Origin of the sequence: Aquipuribacter hungaricus, assembly GCF_037860755.1 — a bacterium.
Classification (GTDB): Bacteria; Actinomycetota; Actinomycetes; order Actinomycetales; family JBBAYJ01; genus Aquipuribacter; species Aquipuribacter hungaricus.
In genome coordinates this window covers 13,332-28,181 of sequence record NZ_JBBEOI010000023.1, presented here as the reverse complement: position 1 = coordinate 28,181, position 14,850 = coordinate 13,332, and the positions used below count along the sequence as shown (strand labels likewise).

Annotated in this window: 21 protein-coding genes and 1 tRNA gene; 10 read left to right on the top strand and 12 right to left on the bottom strand. The window is 75.2% G+C overall.

What is annotated here, in order from left to right; genetic code table 11:
- A partial coding sequence (locus WCS02_RS05495; RefSeq protein ID WP_340290820.1) for a LysM peptidoglycan-binding domain-containing protein occupies positions 1-661 on the bottom strand: 661 nt, incomplete at its 3' end.
- Positions 662-793: 132 nt separating this feature from the next.
- Between WCS02_RS05495 and WCS02_RS05490 the strand changes: the two genes are divergently transcribed.
- The 7 genes from WCS02_RS05490 (at position 794) to WCS02_RS05460 (ending at position 4,785) form a co-directional block, all read left to right on the top strand.
- Entirely contained in the window at positions 794-1,474 is a 681-nt protein-coding gene (locus WCS02_RS05490) for a GOLPH3/VPS74 family protein (RefSeq protein ID WP_340290818.1), read from the top strand.
- Between the two features lie 82 nt (positions 1,475-1,556).
- Positions 1,557-1,629 (top strand) — tRNA-Arg (locus WCS02_RS05485).
- A gap of 215 nt (positions 1,630-1,844) precedes the next feature.
- A complete protein-coding gene (locus WCS02_RS05480; protein WP_340290816.1) occupies positions 1,845-2,468 on the top strand; it encodes a maleylpyruvate isomerase family mycothiol-dependent enzyme in 624 nt (207 codons plus the stop codon).
- An 84-nt stretch (positions 2,469-2,552) separates the two neighbouring features.
- Positions 2,553-2,996: a winged helix-turn-helix transcriptional regulator gene (locus WCS02_RS05475; RefSeq protein ID WP_340290814.1), complete on the top strand. Its 444-nt coding sequence runs from the start codon at positions 2,553-2,555 to the stop codon at positions 2,994-2,996.
- A gap of 98 nt (positions 2,997-3,094) precedes the next feature.
- Entirely contained in the window at positions 3,095-3,721 is a 627-nt protein-coding gene (locus tag WCS02_RS05470) for a maleylpyruvate isomerase family mycothiol-dependent enzyme (protein WP_340290812.1), read from the top strand.
- 131 nt (positions 3,722-3,852) lie between these two features.
- Entirely contained in the window at positions 3,853-4,188 is a 336-nt protein-coding gene (locus WCS02_RS05465) for a hypothetical protein (protein WP_340290810.1), read from the top strand.
- Between the two features lie 54 nt (positions 4,189-4,242).
- The gene (locus WCS02_RS05460) at positions 4,243-4,785 is read left to right on the top strand and encodes a hypothetical protein (protein ID WP_340290808.1); all 543 of its coding nucleotides are present in this window, start codon (positions 4,243-4,245) and stop codon (positions 4,783-4,785) included.
- 55 nt (positions 4,786-4,840) lie between these two features.
- Here the strand turns inward: WCS02_RS05460 and WCS02_RS05455 are convergent, their stop codons facing one another.
- Genes WCS02_RS05455 through WCS02_RS05445 form a run of 3 tightly spaced genes read right to left on the bottom strand, consistent with a single transcriptional unit; the run spans position 4,841 to position 6,841 of the window.
- Complete coding sequence (locus tag WCS02_RS05455) at positions 4,841-5,722, bottom strand: hypothetical protein (RefSeq protein ID WP_340290806.1); 882 nt, start codon at positions 5,720-5,722, stop codon at positions 4,841-4,843.
- Entirely contained in the window at positions 5,719-6,345 is a 627-nt protein-coding gene (locus WCS02_RS05450) for an RNA polymerase sigma factor (protein ID WP_340290804.1), read from the bottom strand. Before WCS02_RS05450 ends, WCS02_RS05455 begins: the two co-directional genes overlap by 4 nt.
- 55 nt (positions 6,346-6,400) lie before the next feature.
- Positions 6,401-6,841 (bottom strand): hypothetical protein, encoded by a 441-nt coding sequence (locus WCS02_RS05445; RefSeq protein WP_340290802.1) that lies wholly within the window; start codon positions 6,839-6,841, stop codon positions 6,401-6,403.
- A 110-nt stretch (positions 6,842-6,951) separates the two neighbouring features.
- Here WCS02_RS05445 and WCS02_RS05440 point away from each other — a divergent pair, with 110 nt between their 5' ends.
- Together WCS02_RS05440 and WCS02_RS05435 are read left to right on the top strand one after the other, a co-directional pair.
- Complete coding sequence (locus WCS02_RS05440) at positions 6,952-7,749, top strand: transglutaminase domain-containing protein (RefSeq protein WP_340290799.1); 798 nt, start codon at positions 6,952-6,954, stop codon at positions 7,747-7,749.
- Between the two features lie 81 nt (positions 7,750-7,830).
- Positions 7,831-8,292 (top strand): hypothetical protein, encoded by a 462-nt coding sequence (locus tag WCS02_RS05435; RefSeq protein WP_340290797.1) that lies wholly within the window; start codon positions 7,831-7,833, stop codon positions 8,290-8,292.
- Positions 8,293-8,341: 49 nt separating this feature from the next.
- On the opposite strand, the gene WCS02_RS05430 is transcribed toward WCS02_RS05435, so the two are convergent.
- The 5 genes from WCS02_RS05430 to WCS02_RS05410 form a co-directional block, all read right to left on the bottom strand.
- A complete protein-coding gene (locus WCS02_RS05430) occupies positions 8,342-8,701 on the bottom strand; it encodes a hypothetical protein (protein ID WP_340290795.1) in 360 nt (119 codons plus the stop codon).
- A gap of 89 nt (positions 8,702-8,790) precedes the next feature.
- The gene (locus tag WCS02_RS05425) at positions 8,791-9,645 is read right to left on the bottom strand and encodes an ABC transporter ATP-binding protein (RefSeq protein ID WP_340290793.1); all 855 of its coding nucleotides are present in this window, start codon (positions 9,643-9,645) and stop codon (positions 8,791-8,793) included.
- Entirely contained in the window at positions 9,642-10,712 is a 1,071-nt protein-coding gene (locus tag WCS02_RS05420) for a FecCD family ABC transporter permease (RefSeq protein ID WP_340290826.1), read from the bottom strand. The genes WCS02_RS05425 and WCS02_RS05420 overlap by 4 nt, the downstream gene beginning before the upstream one ends.
- 5 nt (positions 10,713-10,717) lie before the next feature.
- A complete protein-coding gene (locus WCS02_RS05415) occupies positions 10,718-11,758 on the bottom strand; it encodes a FecCD family ABC transporter permease (protein ID WP_340290791.1) in 1,041 nt (346 codons plus the stop codon).
- A gap of 1 nt (position 11,759) precedes the next feature.
- Complete coding sequence (locus WCS02_RS05410; RefSeq protein WP_340290789.1) at positions 11,760-12,803, bottom strand: iron-siderophore ABC transporter substrate-binding protein; 1,044 nt, start codon at positions 12,801-12,803, stop codon at positions 11,760-11,762.
- A gap of 86 nt (positions 12,804-12,889) precedes the next feature.
- Between WCS02_RS05410 and WCS02_RS05405 the strand changes: the two genes are divergently transcribed.
- Complete coding sequence (locus WCS02_RS05405; protein WP_340290787.1) at positions 12,890-13,408, top strand: hypothetical protein; 519 nt, start codon at positions 12,890-12,892, stop codon at positions 13,406-13,408.
- Between the two features lie 31 nt (positions 13,409-13,439).
- Here the strand turns inward: WCS02_RS05405 and WCS02_RS05400 are convergent, their stop codons facing one another.
- From WCS02_RS05400 to WCS02_RS05390, 3 genes are all read right to left on the bottom strand, one after another.
- Positions 13,440-13,901 carry an SDR family oxidoreductase gene (locus WCS02_RS05400; RefSeq protein WP_340290785.1) on the bottom strand — a complete coding sequence of 154 codons (462 nt, stop codon included), beginning with the start codon at positions 13,899-13,901 and terminating at the stop codon, positions 13,440-13,442.
- A 36-nt stretch (positions 13,902-13,937) separates the two neighbouring features.
- Positions 13,938-14,192: an NAD-dependent epimerase/dehydratase family protein gene (locus tag WCS02_RS05395; RefSeq protein WP_340290783.1), complete on the bottom strand. Its 255-nt coding sequence runs from the start codon at positions 14,190-14,192 to the stop codon at positions 13,938-13,940.
- 178 nt (positions 14,193-14,370) lie between these two features.
- A complete protein-coding gene (locus tag WCS02_RS05390) occupies positions 14,371-14,670 on the bottom strand; it encodes a DUF4287 domain-containing protein (protein WP_340290824.1) in 300 nt (99 codons plus the stop codon).
- Positions 14,671-14,850 lie beyond the last annotated feature (180 nt).

Below are 14,850 nucleotides of genomic sequence, written 5' to 3'. Positions count from 1 at the left end.
CGGGGGCCGGCTGCGCGGCGGGCGCGGTGGGGGCGGGCGCGGGGGCGCCGCCGAGCCGCAGCTGCTGGCCGATCCGGATGAGGCCCGGGTTCGCGCCGATGACGTCGCGGTTGGCGGCGTACAGCGACTGCCACGTCGTGCCGTTGGCGCGCGCGATCGAGCCGAGCGTGTCACCGCCGCGCACCGTGTAGGTGCCGTACGTGGGTGCGGCCGGCGCGGGGGCCGCGGGCGCCGCCGGGGCGGGCGCGGGAGCCGGCGCCGGTGTGCCCTTGTCGGCGTCGGTGAGGCCGAGCTTGCGGGAGCAGGCGGGCCACGCGCCCCAACCCTGGCGGGCGAGGACCTTCTCGGCCACGGCGATCTGCTGCTCGCGGCTGGCCAGGTCGGCGCGCGGGGCGTACTCCAGGCCGCCGAAGGAGGCCCAGGTGGGCTGGTAGAACTGCAGCCCGCCGTAGTAGCCGTTGCCGGTGTTGATGGCCCAGTTTCCGCTGGCCTCGCACTGCGCCAGGCGGTCCCAGACCTCGCCGGGGGCGGCCTGCGCGGGGGCGCTGACGGCGAGAGGGGCGCCCATCGCCGCGCTCATGAGCAGGGCGGGGGCGAGGCGGCGGGCCAGGGCCCGGCGGGCTCGTGCGGCGGGTCGGGCGGGTCGGGTGGTGGCGGGCATAGAGGGGTCCTCCTGCGCTGGTGCGGACGGGGGTGCGGGGCCCACCTGAGCACGAGCGGGCGGAACCGGACAACTCGGGACGGGTGTCGCTGCGGCCCCGGAGGGGGCTCCTGGACTACCGTCGTGAGGTTTATGACCCTTCTCGCGGAGGACCTGCTGCTGCTCCTGCTCGACGACGTGACAGGTGCCCAGACCCTCGACGGGACCAGGACGGACCTGGTCCTCGGGGGTGCGCTGCTGCTCGAGCTCGCGCTCCTGGGGCGCGTCGAGCTCACCCGTGACGGCCCCTGGTACGCGCGCGAGCGGGTGTCCGTCGCCGACGCCGCCCCGCTGGAGGACCCGCTCCTGGAGCAGGCCCAGGCGACCGTCGCCGAGCGGCCCCGCGGCTCGCAGGACCTCGTCGGTCGGCTCGGCAAGGGGCTGCGTGCCCGGCTGCTGGACAGGCTGGAGGGGCGCGGGGTCCTCGAGCGCCGGTCGGACCGGGTCCTCGGGCTGTTCCCGCGCACCCGGTGGCCTGCGGCCGACTCCGCGCACGAGGACGCCGTCCGCGCCCGCCTCCACGACGTCCTCGTCGTGGGCCTCACCCCCGACGAGCGGACCGCGGCGCTCACGGCCCTGCTGCTGGCCGTCGACAAGGCTCACACCGTCCTGCCGGGGCTGGACGGCCGCGAGCGCCGCGCGGTCAAGGCCCGCGCCAAGGTGGTGGCCGAGGGGGCCTGGGCCGCTGACGCCGTGCGCAGCGCCGTGGCAGCCATGCAGGCCGCGGTGGCGGCCGGGACCGTCGCCGCGACGACGGCCGCATCGTCCGGCTAGGCCGGGCCGGGTCTGGCGTACCGCGGCACCCCCTGGGGTCCGGTATCCTCGTCCGGTCCGCACGTCGCCTGGCGACGATCGGGCGCCCGTAGCTCAACGGATAGAGCATCTGACTACGGATCAGAAGGTTGGGGGTTCGAGTCCCTCCGGGCGCACGTACGGTTGAGACAGGAAGGCCCAGGTCGGCGGATGCGCCGGGCTGGGCCTTCGTCGTTCCCGGGGGCACTTGGCGGTTGCCCAGATGCCTGTGCTGGCTCGCGGGGCCGGAGACGCCTCGACACGCCCCAGCACCGTGCCGATGACTCTGCCCGGACCGGTGGGTCTGCCGCTCGACGCGGTGGACCACGGTGGTCCTCGACGAGGAGGACCTGTGGGCGACGTCTGGCCGATGGTGCACGCGGAGCGCCGGGCCCTGATCGAGGACCTACAAGGTCTCGAGACGGGGGACTGGACGCGTCCCTCGCTCTGCGAGGGCTGGGACGTGCAGGACGTCGCCGCCCACCTGGTCGACTCCGCGCTGACGACACGCCTGGGGTTCGTCGTCGCCATGGCCCGTGCCAGGTTCGACTTCGGGCGCCAGAACGCGGACGGCGTCCAGCGGTACCGCGGCACATCCCCGCGGCAGACGCTGGACCGGCTCAGGGCGGTCGCGACGCGGACGACCACCCCGCCTGCCCCGCTGGACAGCCGCCTCGTCGAGGAGGTGGTCCACGGTGAGGACATCCGCCGCCCCCTGGGGCTGGCCCGGGCGTACCCCGAGGAGGCGGTGGTCCGGGCCCTGCGCCTGCAGGCCTCGACGCCGGCCTCGTTCGGCGGGGCCAAGGAGGTGCTCGCGCGCGTCCGGCTCGTCGCCACGGACGCCGACCTGTCCGTGGGAACAGGGCCCGAGGTCTGCGGTCCGGCGGTGTCGCTGCTCCTGGTCGCGTGCGGTCGCCGGGTTGCCGTCGACGACCTGTCGGGCCCTGGCCTGCCCGCTTTCGCGTCCGAGGCGTGACCGGCTGCCTGTGCGAGTCTGCGGCTGCTGCTCCCCGCCGGGAAGCAGGCACCCAGGAGTGTGTTGGTCACCGAGGAGACGCCCATGGCCGTGACGGCTGCCCAGAGGAAGACCCGGGCCAAGGTCGAGTACGACGCGTTCCTGGCCGTGTGCCCGAGCCGGCAGCTCCTGGACCGGGTCTCTGACAAGTGGGTGACCCTGGTGCTGTGCGCCCTCGGCGGCGACGGCTCCGGGCAGAAGTCCGACGCTGCGGGCGCCCACGGCGGACGGGTGATGCGGTACTCGGAGCTGTCCCGGCAGCTGGCGGGGGTCAGCCCGAAGATGCTCACCCAGACGCTGAGGTCCCTCGAGCGCGACGGCCTGGTCACCCGGACCGTCATCGCCACCGTCCCGGTGACGGTGACCTACGAGCTGACCGACCTGGGTGCCTCCCTGCGCGAGGCGGTCCGCACCATCAAGGCGTGGGCTGAGACCCACATGGACGACGTCCTCGCCCACCGCGCCGCCCACGACGAGCCCACCGGCTGACGCCACGGGGCGGGTCTCGCCCGGCTCAGCGAGACGGCCGGCGTCTGCAGGCACCTGGGTCTCGCCCCGCACGGCTCCGGGATGGAACGCTCGCCACCGTGGACACCTTCGCGGCCATCGCGGACGAGCGTCGAGCCGTGGCCGACATGCTGTCCGGGCTCACCCCGGAGCAGCAGGGGACGCCCAGCCTGTGCCGTGGCTGGAGCGTCCACGACGTCGCCGCGCACCTGCTCATGCCGCTCCAGGTGGGCATGCCGATGTTCCTGCTGACCATGCTGGTCTGCCGCGGCGACTTCGACCGGGCGAACGATCGGCTGACCCGCCGGCAGGCTCGCCGGCCGTTCGACGAGATCGTCGACATGCTGAGGCAGAGGGCAGGGTCGCGTTTCACGCCGCCCGGGTCCGGTCCGGAGGCGCCCCTCACCGACCTGCTCGTGCACGGCCTGGACGTGCGCTGGCCGCTCGGGCTGCGCTGCGACCTGCCGGAGGACCGGGTGCTGACGTCGCTGGCGTTCCTGACCAGCCGCTCCGCCCGCGGCCTGGTCGCCGACGGGACGCTGGACGGGCTGCGGTTCGAGGCCGACGACGTCGACTGGACGCACGGGCGCGGTCCGACCGTCAGCGGCCCTGCCGAGGCCCTCTTGCTGGCGCTCACCGGGCGCGGCGCTGCCCTCGGCGCGCTGGCGGGCGAGGGCGTCCCGGTCCTGCGGGCGCGTCTGCGCTGACCAGCAGCGTCCGCCGGTCGTGGGCGGGTGCGACGCGTGACGCCGCAGGGTGCGCTGTGGTGGGATCTCGCGTGCACCCGCCGCGCCGACGCCCCAGCCCCCGAACCCCGCGGTCAGGCGTCGCTGCCGGGATGTGGCTGGCCTGCTCTGCCTCGGTCCTGCTGACGGGCTGCAGCGGCGGGGACGACGCCCAGGGGCTGACCACCACCACGAACGTAGAGGTGTGCGTGGACGAGGACCCCTCGCGCACAGGTCCGGCTCTGGTGGAGGTCCGGCAGGACGGCGAGGTCGTGGGCACCGTGGAGCTGCAGTCCGGAGGGACGGCGGGCGTGCAGGTCCCGCCCGGACCCGTCGAGGCGTACGTCGACGGCGAGCTCGTCGGGTCGGGCGACCTCGGCGAGAACGGCAGCATCACGTTCTCCTGCGCAGCGCCGACCTCGTCCGGCGACCCGACGCCACAGCCGTAGCCGTAGCCGGCCGCCTCGACCCGCGAGCCAGCCCGCCCACCAGGGAGGTCACCCGTGCCGACGCTCTTCGACGGCGAGGTCTTCGTCATGTACGGCTTCCTGTACCTGCTGCCCATGGACGCGGAGGCGGAGCTCGAGGCCGGCAGGGTCGGGCAGGTCAACGGGCTGGTCGGTGCCGCGCAGCCCGAGAGGCTGTCTATCGTCACCGGGATGCACACCGGCCACGTCCCGCTCCGGGTCGAGGCGCTCCAGGCCGCCCCGGAGCCCGAGGAGGGCTGGGAGGACGTGGTCGAGGCCTCCCTGACCACCGGCGCGGCGGACATGTACCTGTCGGCGTTCCAGGACAGCTACCCCGTGACCCTGCCCGCGGCGGGGACCTACCGGGTGCGGTGGTCCGCGCGGGGCATGGAGGAGGCGCGCCAGGCGGACGCCCGGGACGAGGGCGGCCCGGTCGTCGACCGGTACCTGATGCAGCTGTGGCCGGCGCCGCTCGCGCCCGACGCCGTCCTCCGTCAGACGGGCACCGCGTCGGCCTACTGGCACGAGCTCGCGGCACAGGCCCGGGCCCGGCCGGCTGCTGCCGTGGTGCTCGACTGACGACGGCCCCGGGACACCCGGGACCGCCGTCACACGCGGGCCCCGTCCGAGCCGCTCACAGGTCGGCGGCGGAGATGCCCCGGAGCACAGTGCCGTCGTCCAGGGTGACGTCGAGCGTGTACCCCGGCTCGAGGCGGGCGCCGTCGTAGTCGCCCTCGCACCCCTCGTCGACGCCCGCGCCGGACGTCTCCGACGACCGCCGCATCGCCGGGCCCGGCCACCAGGCTGCGTAGTGCCCCGCCGCGACCGTCGCCTCCACCACGTGCCCGTCGGCGGAGTGCACCGTGACCGCCTGGACGCGCTCGCCGGCGAGGCCGTCGATGACCGAGAGCTCGTCACCCGGGACGGTGCGCTCAAAGACCGACGCGTCGGAGACGGCGTCCGGGGCTGGACGCGCCATGCCGCCACCGCCGGCGCTGCCCACGGGCTCCGCGTCGCCCCCGGGCGGCAGCGCCACGATGCACGTCAGCACGGCGGGGGCCGCCGACCCGTCGTCCATGGCGAGCAGGACCAGGTCACCACGCCGCTCGGCCAGCCGGGTCCGAAGCGGATCGGACCCCTCGGGCGCCACCTCGGCTGCCGAGTCGTCGCACACCTGCTGGGCAGCGGCGACGTCGGCGTCGCTGGCCGCGGAGGGCGCCGGCGTCCACGAGGCGGCGTAGGCCGTGCCCGCTCCGCCGAGCGTCTGGGAGGTGGCGATGCCGATCGCAGCGACGGCGGCTGCGAGACCGATGGTCGCCACGCGGAGCCCTGTGCGCCGCGGCCGCGGCAGGTCGCTGTCGGACGCGGCGCCGGGCGTCCGTCCCTGGGCGAGGGCACGCTCCAGCGCGGCATCGCCGCGGGCGCGGGCGAGGTCGTCGAGCGGGACACCCGGTGCTGCGTCCAGGCTGCGCAGGGCAGCGTCGATGCGGGCGTCGGGGACGTGGGTCGAGCTCATCGGGTCGCCTCCAGCGGCTCGTGGGCGGACGGGGCGGGGTGTCGTGGTCCTCGGACGGGCTCCTCGACGCCGAGGCCTGCGGTGGTGCCTGTGTCCGCGTCGGAGAGCAGCGTCCGCAGCGCTCGGCGGGCCCGCATGAGGCGCAGCCGGTAAGCGGTAGGCGTGGTGCCGAGCACGAGCGCGGCCTGCGACGAGGTGAGCTCGTCGAAGACCGTGAGGGCCAGCACCTCCTGCTCGCCGGGGGACAGGCGGCGCCAGGCCGCGGCGAGGTCGAGGCCCGCGACGAGCCCGTCGAGGGGGGAGTCGGCCGCCCCAGCGCTCCGATCGGCGACGCGCACCGCGAGCGCGTCGCGGCGGCTGCTCCCTCTGCGCGAGGTCAGCAGGCAGTTCCGGGCGATGCCGAAGACCCAGGCGCGCTGGGCGTCCAGGCGGCGGGGGGCGTCGTCGAAGCGGCGCCACGCGACCAGCAGGGCGTCGGCGACGACGTCCTCGGCGGCGGTGACCTGCTCGCTCGGCAGGCGCCGGCGGACGAAGCGGACGACGTCGGCGTGCACGCTCGCGTACAGCGCCCGGAAACGCTGCTCGGCCTCGTCGGCGGCGTCGGGTGTCCGTGGTGGGCTCACGTCAGTCTCCTGACCGGCACCCCCGTGACCGTTTCACCTGACGGCCAGGACGTGGTCAGTCCATCCACCACACCGACAGCTGCGCCGTCGCGAGGAAGGCCACGAAGACGACCGCGCACAGGACGAGGACGCCGACGCTCAGCAGCCGGTCCGCCCGCGGGCGCGGCGGGCCCTCCACGAGCAGGTCGAGGCCCACCAGCATGCCGCCGAGCCCGGAGGACACCGGCATCAGCAGGAGGAACAGGAAGCCCAGCGCCCCGGTCGCGTCCGACGGCGGGAAGGGCAGGGCGGCGGGGTCGTAGGCGCCGCTGGCCACCTCGGACAGGGGGACGGCGGTGAGGCCGTTCTCCAGGTAGGTGGCCACGATCGTGAGGGCGTACCCGGCGACCGAGACGAGCACGAGCACCGCGAGCGCGACGAGGGCGATCCGCCGCCCGGGCGGGGCAGGGCGCGTCAGGTGCAGCTTGTCCGGGACGAGCTCCTGGGCGCGGCTCATGGGCTGATGGTGACGCCGTCCGGCGCACCTCGTCCATGGTCGTCGCGCGACCGGCTGTTCTCGTCGAGATGCCCTGCGGGGCCAGCCGGCGGCGGCGCACCATGGCGCCCATGACGTCGCGCGCGCTCACCCCGTGGGCCAGCCGGGCTGGACGCCGGAGGTCGGCGACCGCCCCCGCCGACGACGGGTGCCCCGGGTCAACCGACGCCACGCGCATCCTCGACCACACCTCGGCGGAGGTGCGGTCGCTGCTGCGGGACTGCACCGGGTCGACGGCTCGTGACGACGTCGCAGGCGTCCTGCGCGTCGCCCACGGGCTGGTCGCCCAGAGGATCCGGCCGGTGTACGCCGTCGACGAGGCCCAGCCGGTCAGCCGGACCCTGCGGAGCGGGCGGGGCTCCTGCTCCCAGCGTCTGGCCGTGCTCGAGGCCGTGGCCCGGGCCGTCGACGTCCCGACCCGGTCCCGGGGCCTGCTGCTGGACGGTCGCTTCTGGTACCTGAGGTTCCCCGGCCTGCGGGCCGTCGTCCCCGACGAGGTCGTCCTCGCGTGGCCGGAGTTCCGCGTCGACGGCGTGTGGCTGGACAGCTCGGCCCTGCTCGGCGCCCCGGACCTGCACTCGGACAGTGGCGGCCGGTTCACGAACGTCGGCGAGGAGACCCTCTTCGAGGCGGTCGGGCGTGGCGCCGTCCGGTGGGACGAGGTCCCGGGCCCGACCACCGACGGGCACGACCAGCCCCAGGTCGGGTGCAGCACGTGCAGCCTGGCGGGGTGGGTCCTGGCCGAGCTGGGTCGCTACGGCTCGCGCGACGAGCTGTTCGCCGCGCACGGGCAGACGCTGTGCTGGCCGGCGCGCACGGCAGCGGAGCCGGTCCTGTCCCGCTGGTCGGCGGGTGCGACGGCCTCGTGACCCTCGGCGAGCACCTGCATCGTCGCCACGGCCAGTCTGTGTCGGGACAGGTGCCTGACCGGCTCATGGAGACTGCCTCCCGTGACGGCAGCCTCCGATGACGGCACGAGGCAGGACGTCTCCTGGCACCAGTCCTTCGGCTGGGGACTGCTGACCGTCGTCGACGATGACGCCAGGACGGCGGAGCTGCCTGTCGGGGTGGGTCAGGGCGCCGTGTCGGCGTCCACCTCTTGGCTGGCGGTTCCGGTGCGGCACGCCCAGGACGTCGAAGCTCCGGACGGATGGCCTGACGATCTCGGCATCCCCGGCGCGCAGGTGGCGGTCGTGGTCGCGTTCCAGGCGGCTGCGCCGGGTGACCCTGTCCACTTCGACGGCGAGCTGTGGTGCCCGTCCGGGCGTCTGATGGTGGGGGACCCCGAGACCGAGCGACAGGTCGATGTCGTCGCCGGCGCGGTCCGCATCCAGGTGAGCCTGTTCCCCGCCGAGCACGCGGAGGCGGTCGTGCTCCGGCTGCTGCCGGCGTCTTGCTCGGCGGCGCGCTAGCCGTCCTGTCAGGCCCCCAGGTCCAGGTGCCCCCTCGCCAGGCACCCCGTCACCCGGAGAGTCGTGCCAGGAGGAGTCCCATGAGCACGGGGATGCCCGCCACCAGGACGGCCAGGAGTGCCATGAACAGCCAGGGCGGCAGACCGGCCGCCCGGGGGACCGCGAGCACCGTCCCGGGGAAGGTCCACCGGGCGGGACGTCGTCTGACGGCCGCGCTCAGCAACGTCGCCACCGCGACCACCAGGCCCAGGGCACTCGCGAGCCATCCGGCGATGAAGAGGGAGTCCTCCATGACGTTCGCGAGCATGACGTCGACTCCACCCAGCCACGTGACCAGACCCGCGCAGATCGCCCGGGCCCGCCATGGACCCCACGGCGAGGTGACGACGTCGGGGTCAGCGCCAGGCATGCCGACAGGGTGCATCAAGGCTGCGGGGACGTCGGTCCGGCTGGCCCGCCCGTCGCGTACGCGTCGCGCGGGTACTCCTCAGGCGCCCCTCAGGCGCGCGCCGCCTCCCCGACGAGCAGCCGCTGCCCGGCAGCGTCCTCAGTCACCAGGGAGTGGTGCCGGCCCAGCGGCAGCATGAGCGGCCGCCCCGACGTCGGGTCGACGACGACGAGGCTCTCCAGCCCGAACACGGCGCGCACCGTCTCCGCGGTCAGCACCTGGTCGGGGTGCCCGGCCGCGTGCACCCGGCCGCCGGCCATCGCCACGAGGTGGTCGGCGTAGCGGGCCGCCATGTTGAGGTCGTGCAGGACCATGACGACCGTCGTGCCCCGGGACCGGTTGAGGTCGGTGAGCAGGTCGAGCACCTCGACCTGGTGGCTGACGTCGAGGAACGTCGTGGGCTCGTCCAGCAGGAGCAGGTCGGTCTCCTGCGCCAGCGCCATGGCGATCCACACCCGCTGGCGCTGGCCGCCGGACAGCTCGTCGACGGGCCGGTCGGCGAGCGCGGCCGTCCCGGTGGCGTCCAGGGCGGCGGCGACGGCGTCGTCGTCCTCGGTGCGCCAGCGCGACAGGATCCCCTGGTGCGGGTGGCGGCCGCGCCCAACCAGGTCGGAGACCGTGATGCCGTCCGGGGCGACGGGGGACTGGGGGAGCAGGCCCAGGGTCCGGGCCAGCTGCTTGGCCGGCGTGCGGTGGACGGCCCTGCCGTCGAGCAGGACGTGGCCGGCGCGCGGGGTGAGCAGCCGGGACATCGACCGGAGCAGGGTCGACTTGCCGCAGGCGTTGGCGCCGACGACGGCCGTGACCTTGCCGGGCAGCACCTCCAGGTCCAGCCCGCTGACCACGGTCCGGTCGCCGTAGCCGAGGGTGACGTCCTCGACGACGAGGGAGTGGGCGGTGGTCACAGCGAGCCTCCGGCACGGTTGACGCGGACGATGAGGTACAGCAGGTACGGCGCCCCGAGGACACCGGTGACCACGCCGACCGGGTAGCGCAGCCCGAGCCAGTTCTGCCCGACCAGGTCCGCCACGAGCACGAGCGCGGCCCCCACCAGCCCGGCGGGGACGAGCAGGGACGGACCGGGCCCCACCAGGCGGGCGGCGACCGGCCCGGACAGGAAGGCGACGAACGCGATCGGGCCGGCGGCGGCGGTGGCCACGCACAGCAGCAGCACCGCGGTGACCACGAGCACGAGGCGGGTGCGCTCGACCCGCACCCCGAGCGCGCTGGCGGCGTCGTCCCCCAGCTGCGTGGCGGCGAGGTCACGGGAGCGGGACAGCAGCACCGGCGTGAGCACCAGCAGCGCGACGAGGACCGGGACGACCTGACCCCACCGGGCCCCGTTGAGGCTGCCCGTCAGCCAGCGCAGCGCCTCCTGCAGGTCCCACGCCGCCGCGGTCGACAGCACGTAGGTGGTGAGGCTCTCGAGCATGGCCGCGACGCCGATGCCGACCAGCACGAGACGGGTGCCCACCACCCCACCCCGCGAGGACAGCGCGTAGACGACCAGGGCCACCGCGAGCCCCGCCACGACGGCCACCACCGAGACGGCGGTGCTGCCGAGGGACAGCGTGACGATGGCGGACGCGGCGGCGGCGCTGGCCCCCGCGCTGATGCCGATGACGTCGGGGCTGGCCAACGGGTTGCGGAGCATCGTCTGGAAGGTCACGCCCGCCAGCCCGAAGCAGAACCCGGTCGCGACGGCCAGCACCGCGCGGGGCAGCCGGAGCCGGCCGACCGTGAAGCTCGCGCCGTCGACGTCGCCGCCGAGCAGCACCCGGGCCACGTCGGAGGGCGGGTAGACGGTGCCCCCCACCATGAGCGACAGGCAGAAGGCGACCACGACCAGCAGCAGCAGGGCGCCGACCACGGCACGCCGGCGACGGGTGCGCCGGCGGCGGCCCCGTGCGACGGCCCGGGCGGTCGCGCCGGCGGGTGCCGGGGCGTGCTCCTCGGCGGCGGGGGGTGCCAGCAGCGTCACAGGGAGCCCACCTTCCGGCTGCGGACCAGCCACACGAAGAACGGGGCGCCGACCAGGGCCGTGACGATGCCGACGTCGATCTCGGCGGGCCGGGCGACGATGCGGCCGAGGATGTCCGCGCCGGTGAGCAGCACGGCGCCGACGAGCGCGGAGAAGGGCAGCAGCCACCGGTGGTCGGAGCCGACGAGCGTGCGGCAGGCGTGCGGCACGACCAGCCCGACGAAGCCGATCGGCCCCGTCGCCGCGGTCGAGGCCCCCGCCAGGACGACGGCCCCTAGGGCGGCGCCGCCGCGCGCGAGGGCCACCTTCTCCCCGAGGCCGGCGGCGAGCTCGTCGCCGAGCGCGAGCGAGTTCAGCGGCCGGGCGGCGACCAGGCAGGCGAGCAGGCCGACCATGAGGAACGGCAGCACCTGCCCGGTGCTGCTGGCCGTCGCGCCCCCGACCCCGCCGACCAGCCAGGACCGCACCCCGCCGGCGACGTCGTTGCGCGGGAGCATGACGGCGGTGACGAACGAGGCGAGGGCGGCCGAGGTGGCCGCCCCCGCCAGCGCCAGCTTGAGGGGTGTCGCACCTCCGCGGCCCAGCGAGCCGACGGCGTAGACGAACACCGCGGTGACCCCGGCCCCGAGGATCGCCACCCAGACGTAGCTCGTGGCCACGGTGAGCCCGAAGTACGCGATCCCCGTGACCACGGCGAGCGAGGCACCGGTCGTGACGCCGAGGATCCCCGGGTCGGCCAGCGGGTTGCGCGTGACCCCCTGCATGACCGCCCCGGAGACGGCCAGGGCGGCCCCGGCGAGGACGGCCATCGCGGTGCGCGGGAGGCGGGTGGCCACCGCGGCCTGGTCGAACCCGTCGACCTGGCCCCGCACCCCCGCGAGGACGTCGGACCAGCCCACCTCCCGAGAGCCCACCATGACCGAGGCCAGGCAGACGCCGACGAGCAGCGCCAGGACGACGAGCAGCCAGGCCCAGCGCGCCCGACGGCGGCGCCGGAGGGTGCTCGGCCCCCGGGGGGAGGCCACCGCGGTGGTCATGTCAGCGTGCGGCCGCGGCCTGGGCGATGAGCTCCACGTAGTCCTCGAGGACGTAGGAGATCGACAGCGGCGTCGGGTTCGCGGCGGTCCCGAGCGGGCTGTCGCCGGGGAGGCTGACCACAGCGCCGCCGGCGACGGCGGGCATCTGCGAGAGCAGCGGGTCTGCCTCGAGCGCGCTCACCAGCTCCTCGCCGCCGTAGGTGACGATGACGTCGACGTCGGAGAAGGCGTCGGCCTGCTCGGCGCTGCGGGTCAGGGAGTACTGGTCGGTCTCGGCGGAGGCGGTCCCGACGCTCTCGGGGGTGGCCAGGCCGATGTCGTCGAAGAACTGCACCCGGGTGTCGTGGGTCGTGTAGAAGCTGACCTCGCTGAGGTCGGTGGTGTCGACGTGGGTGAGGAACATCGCCGACGTGCCCTCGAGCTCGGGGTGCGCCGCGGCGACCTCGGCGATCTCGTCCTCGAGCTCGGCGACCAGCGCCTCGCCCTCCTCGGCCATGCCCATGGCCGCGCTGTTGAGCTCGACCATCTCCCGCCACGCGGTGCCCCACGCGGTCTCGGGGAACGCCACGACGGGCGCGATCTCGCTCAGGGTGTCGTAGTCCTCCTGCGTGAGCCCGGAGTAGGCGGCAAGGATGACGTCGGGGTCGGTGTCCGCGACGGCCTCGAAGTCGATGCCGTCGGTCTCGTCGAACAGCACGGGGGTCTCGGCGTCGAGCTCGGTCAGGGCGTCCTCGACCCAGGGCAGGACACCGTCCCCGTCGTCGTCGCCGAAGTTCGCCGCGGCCATGCCTACGGGCACGACGCCCAGGGCCAGGGGGACCTCGTGGTTGGCCCACGCCACCGTGGCGACCCGCTCGGGCCGTTGCTCGAGCACGGTCGTGCCAAGCGCGTGCTCGATGGTCGTCGTCTCCCAGCCGTCGGAGCCGGTGCTCGACCCGGCGGCGGGGGCGGCCTCGTCGTCCGCCGAGGCGGAGGAGCAGGCGGCGAGGGTGAGGGCGAGCAGGGCGGCGGCGCCGGCGGGCAGGCGGCGGTGGGCGCGGGTCATGGGAACCTCTCGAGCGATTGGTTAGGGATGCCTAACCAACGTACACAGCGGCACGGCGGCGCACCAAAATCCATCCGAGGGAAACGATGGGGTCGCAGGTGCTCGACGACCGGGGAGGGGTGGCCGTGTCCCAGCTCTACAACTTCTTCGGGGGTTCGCTCGACGAGCTGCGCCGCGCGGTGGAGGCGGACGATGAACCCGGGACCCCCGAGGCGCTCGACCGGGCCGTGGAGGCGAGCTGGACGCTCGTCCACCCGGTCGTGGCGAACCTCCTCGACTGGCACGAGCAGGACGCCCTCCTCGAGCAGGCCGCGCTGCTGCCCGGTCGTGCCGGCGAGCTCGTCGCGAGGCTGTTCACGTCCCCGCCGCTCGGTATCGAGCCCTACGACTCCGGCTTCCCCGGGGAGCTGGGCGCCGGTGAGTTGGCAGAGCTCCGGGCCGTCCTGGAGGCCGTCTGCTCGACGTCCGCGCGCCGCCCCGGGCAGGACCCGGGGTCGTGGGACATCCCGCTCGACGAGTGCGAGGACCCGCTGGAGGGTCCGGCGAGGCTGCTGCTGGGCCTGCGCCCGGTGACCCCGGCGAAGGACCTCGTCCTGCTGCTGTGACGGGTCGCTCTGACGGTGCCGGGGGCCAGGCTCAGCCGCCGCTCCGGACCGCCGTCGCCGCCAGGAACTCCTCGAAGGTGCGCCCGCCCGATCGCAGGTCCGGCGCGAGCTGGTGCCCCGCCCGGTACGCCGCGAAGGTCCGGCCGGGCAGTCGCACGGGGACGACGGGTCCCCGCGAGCCGGTGCTGGCCCGCCAGGCGCGGGCGAGGTCGGGCAGCTCCCGGACCTCGGGCCCGGCCAGGTCGGCCACCCGTCCCGCCGGCGCCGACACGGCGAGGGCGGCCAGTCGGTCGGCCACCTGGCGGGTGTCGACCGGCTGGAGCCGGATATCCGGCGCGAGCAGCACGGGCGAGAACCGCTGGGCGGCGAGCATGCCGACCACGAGCTGGTGGAACTGGGACGCGCGCAGGGTGGTCCGCGGCACGGGGCCGGACTCCACGAGCTGCTCGGCGGCGTGCTTTGCCCGGTAGTACGGCAGCGGGATCCGGTCCACCCCGACGATGGAGACGAGTACGACGTGCGTGACGCCCTACGCCGAGGCGGCGTCGAGCAGATCGCGGGCGGCGGCGACCTGGTCCTTCCCGGCGGCGAGGTGCACCACCGTCCCCACCCCGGCCAGCGCGTCGGCCACCCCGCGGCCGGTGACCAGGTCGGCCTGGTGGTACCGGCTGCCGCGGGCGGGGCTGCGGCTCAGGAGCAGCGGGTCCACCCCTCGCGCGCGCAGGGCAGGGACGACGTCGCGCCCGAGGGTGCCCGTCGCGCCGGTGACAAGGACGGTCGCCATGCCGTCACTGTGCCGGGCGTCGCTGGCGCGCCTGCCGGGGCACGCCGTCGCGGTGGGTGGACGCGGGCCGCCCCCGTGGTGAGCGGGTGCCGGTGCCGCCTCGTCGAGATGCCGATCAACGGCTCTGTCGGGGCGCCGCGGCGCGCCCTGACCGGCATCTCGGTGGACGACGGGCCCGTCAGCCGTCCAGCGGCTCCTGCCGGTGGGCGATGCCGCGGAGGTCGAGGGTGTCCGAGGCGTCACGGTGCACCCCCGCGGTGCCCACGTGGGTGTCGGCGATCCCCGGCCCCTTCGTGATCACGTGGACGAGCGCCATGCCGTGGCCGCGTCCCAGCCCGTGCTCTTCGGACAGCCACGCGAGGATCGGTCCGGCCTTGGTGCCAGGCCCGAACCCGCGCTCGTGCGCCCGAGCGACGAGCTCGGCGGGAGTCAGGCCGGTCTTCTTCTCGGCGGCGTCGAGGTAGGCCTGGAACGACATGGGTCCTCCTGGGGTCGGTGTCGTCGGGGCTGACTGCCGCGGGCGCGCGGGCTCATCGGTCAGGGCTGGTCCTGCGCGGCGGTGCAGTCGGCGGACGAGCAGGGCCAGCACGACGAGGCCGACCAGCAGGGCCGACTGGCGCGCCACCGTCACGCCGTCCCGCTCGAGAACCGCGGCGAC

What these genes read in the sequence shown, in the direction of transcription:
- WCS02_RS05440 (WP_340290799.1), top strand. Translation starts at nt 6,952, where the DNA reads ATGACGTCGCGCGCGCTCACCCCGTGGGCCAGCCGGGCTGGACGCCGG.
- WCS02_RS05415 (WP_340290791.1), bottom strand. Translation starts at nt 11,758, where the DNA reads ATGACCACCGCGGTGGCCTCCCCCCGGGGGCCGAGCACCCTCCGGCGC.
- WCS02_RS05445 (WP_340290802.1), bottom strand. Translation starts at nt 6,841, where the DNA reads ATGAGCCGCGCCCAGGAGCTCGTCCCGGACAAGCTGCACCTGACGCGC.
- WCS02_RS05475 (WP_340290814.1), top strand. Translation starts at nt 2,553, where the DNA reads ATGGCCGTGACGGCTGCCCAGAGGAAGACCCGGGCCAAGGTCGAGTAC.
- WCS02_RS05390 (WP_340290824.1), bottom strand. Translation starts at nt 14,670, where the DNA reads ATGTCGTTCCAGGCCTACCTCGACGCCGCCGAGAAGAAGACCGGCCTG.
- WCS02_RS05405 (WP_340290787.1), top strand. Translation starts at nt 12,890, where the DNA reads ATGGGGTCGCAGGTGCTCGACGACCGGGGAGGGGTGGCCGTGTCCCAG.
- WCS02_RS05410 (WP_340290789.1), bottom strand. Translation starts at nt 12,803, where the DNA reads ATGACCCGCGCCCACCGCCGCCTGCCCGCCGGCGCCGCCGCCCTGCTC.
- WCS02_RS05455 (WP_340290806.1), bottom strand. Translation starts at nt 5,722, where the DNA reads ATGAGCTCGACCCACGTCCCCGACGCCCGCATCGACGCTGCCCTGCGC.
- WCS02_RS05490 (WP_340290818.1), top strand. Translation starts at nt 794, where the DNA reads ATGACCCTTCTCGCGGAGGACCTGCTGCTGCTCCTGCTCGACGACGTG.
- WCS02_RS05395 (WP_340290783.1), bottom strand. Translation starts at nt 14,192, where the DNA reads ATGGCGACCGTCCTTGTCACCGGCGCGACGGGCACCCTCGGGCGCGAC.
- WCS02_RS05430 (WP_340290795.1), bottom strand. Translation starts at nt 8,701, where the DNA reads ATGCCTGGCGCTGACCCCGACGTCGTCACCTCGCCGTGGGGTCCATGG.
- WCS02_RS05465 (WP_340290810.1), top strand. Translation starts at nt 3,853, where the DNA reads ATGTGGCTGGCCTGCTCTGCCTCGGTCCTGCTGACGGGCTGCAGCGGC.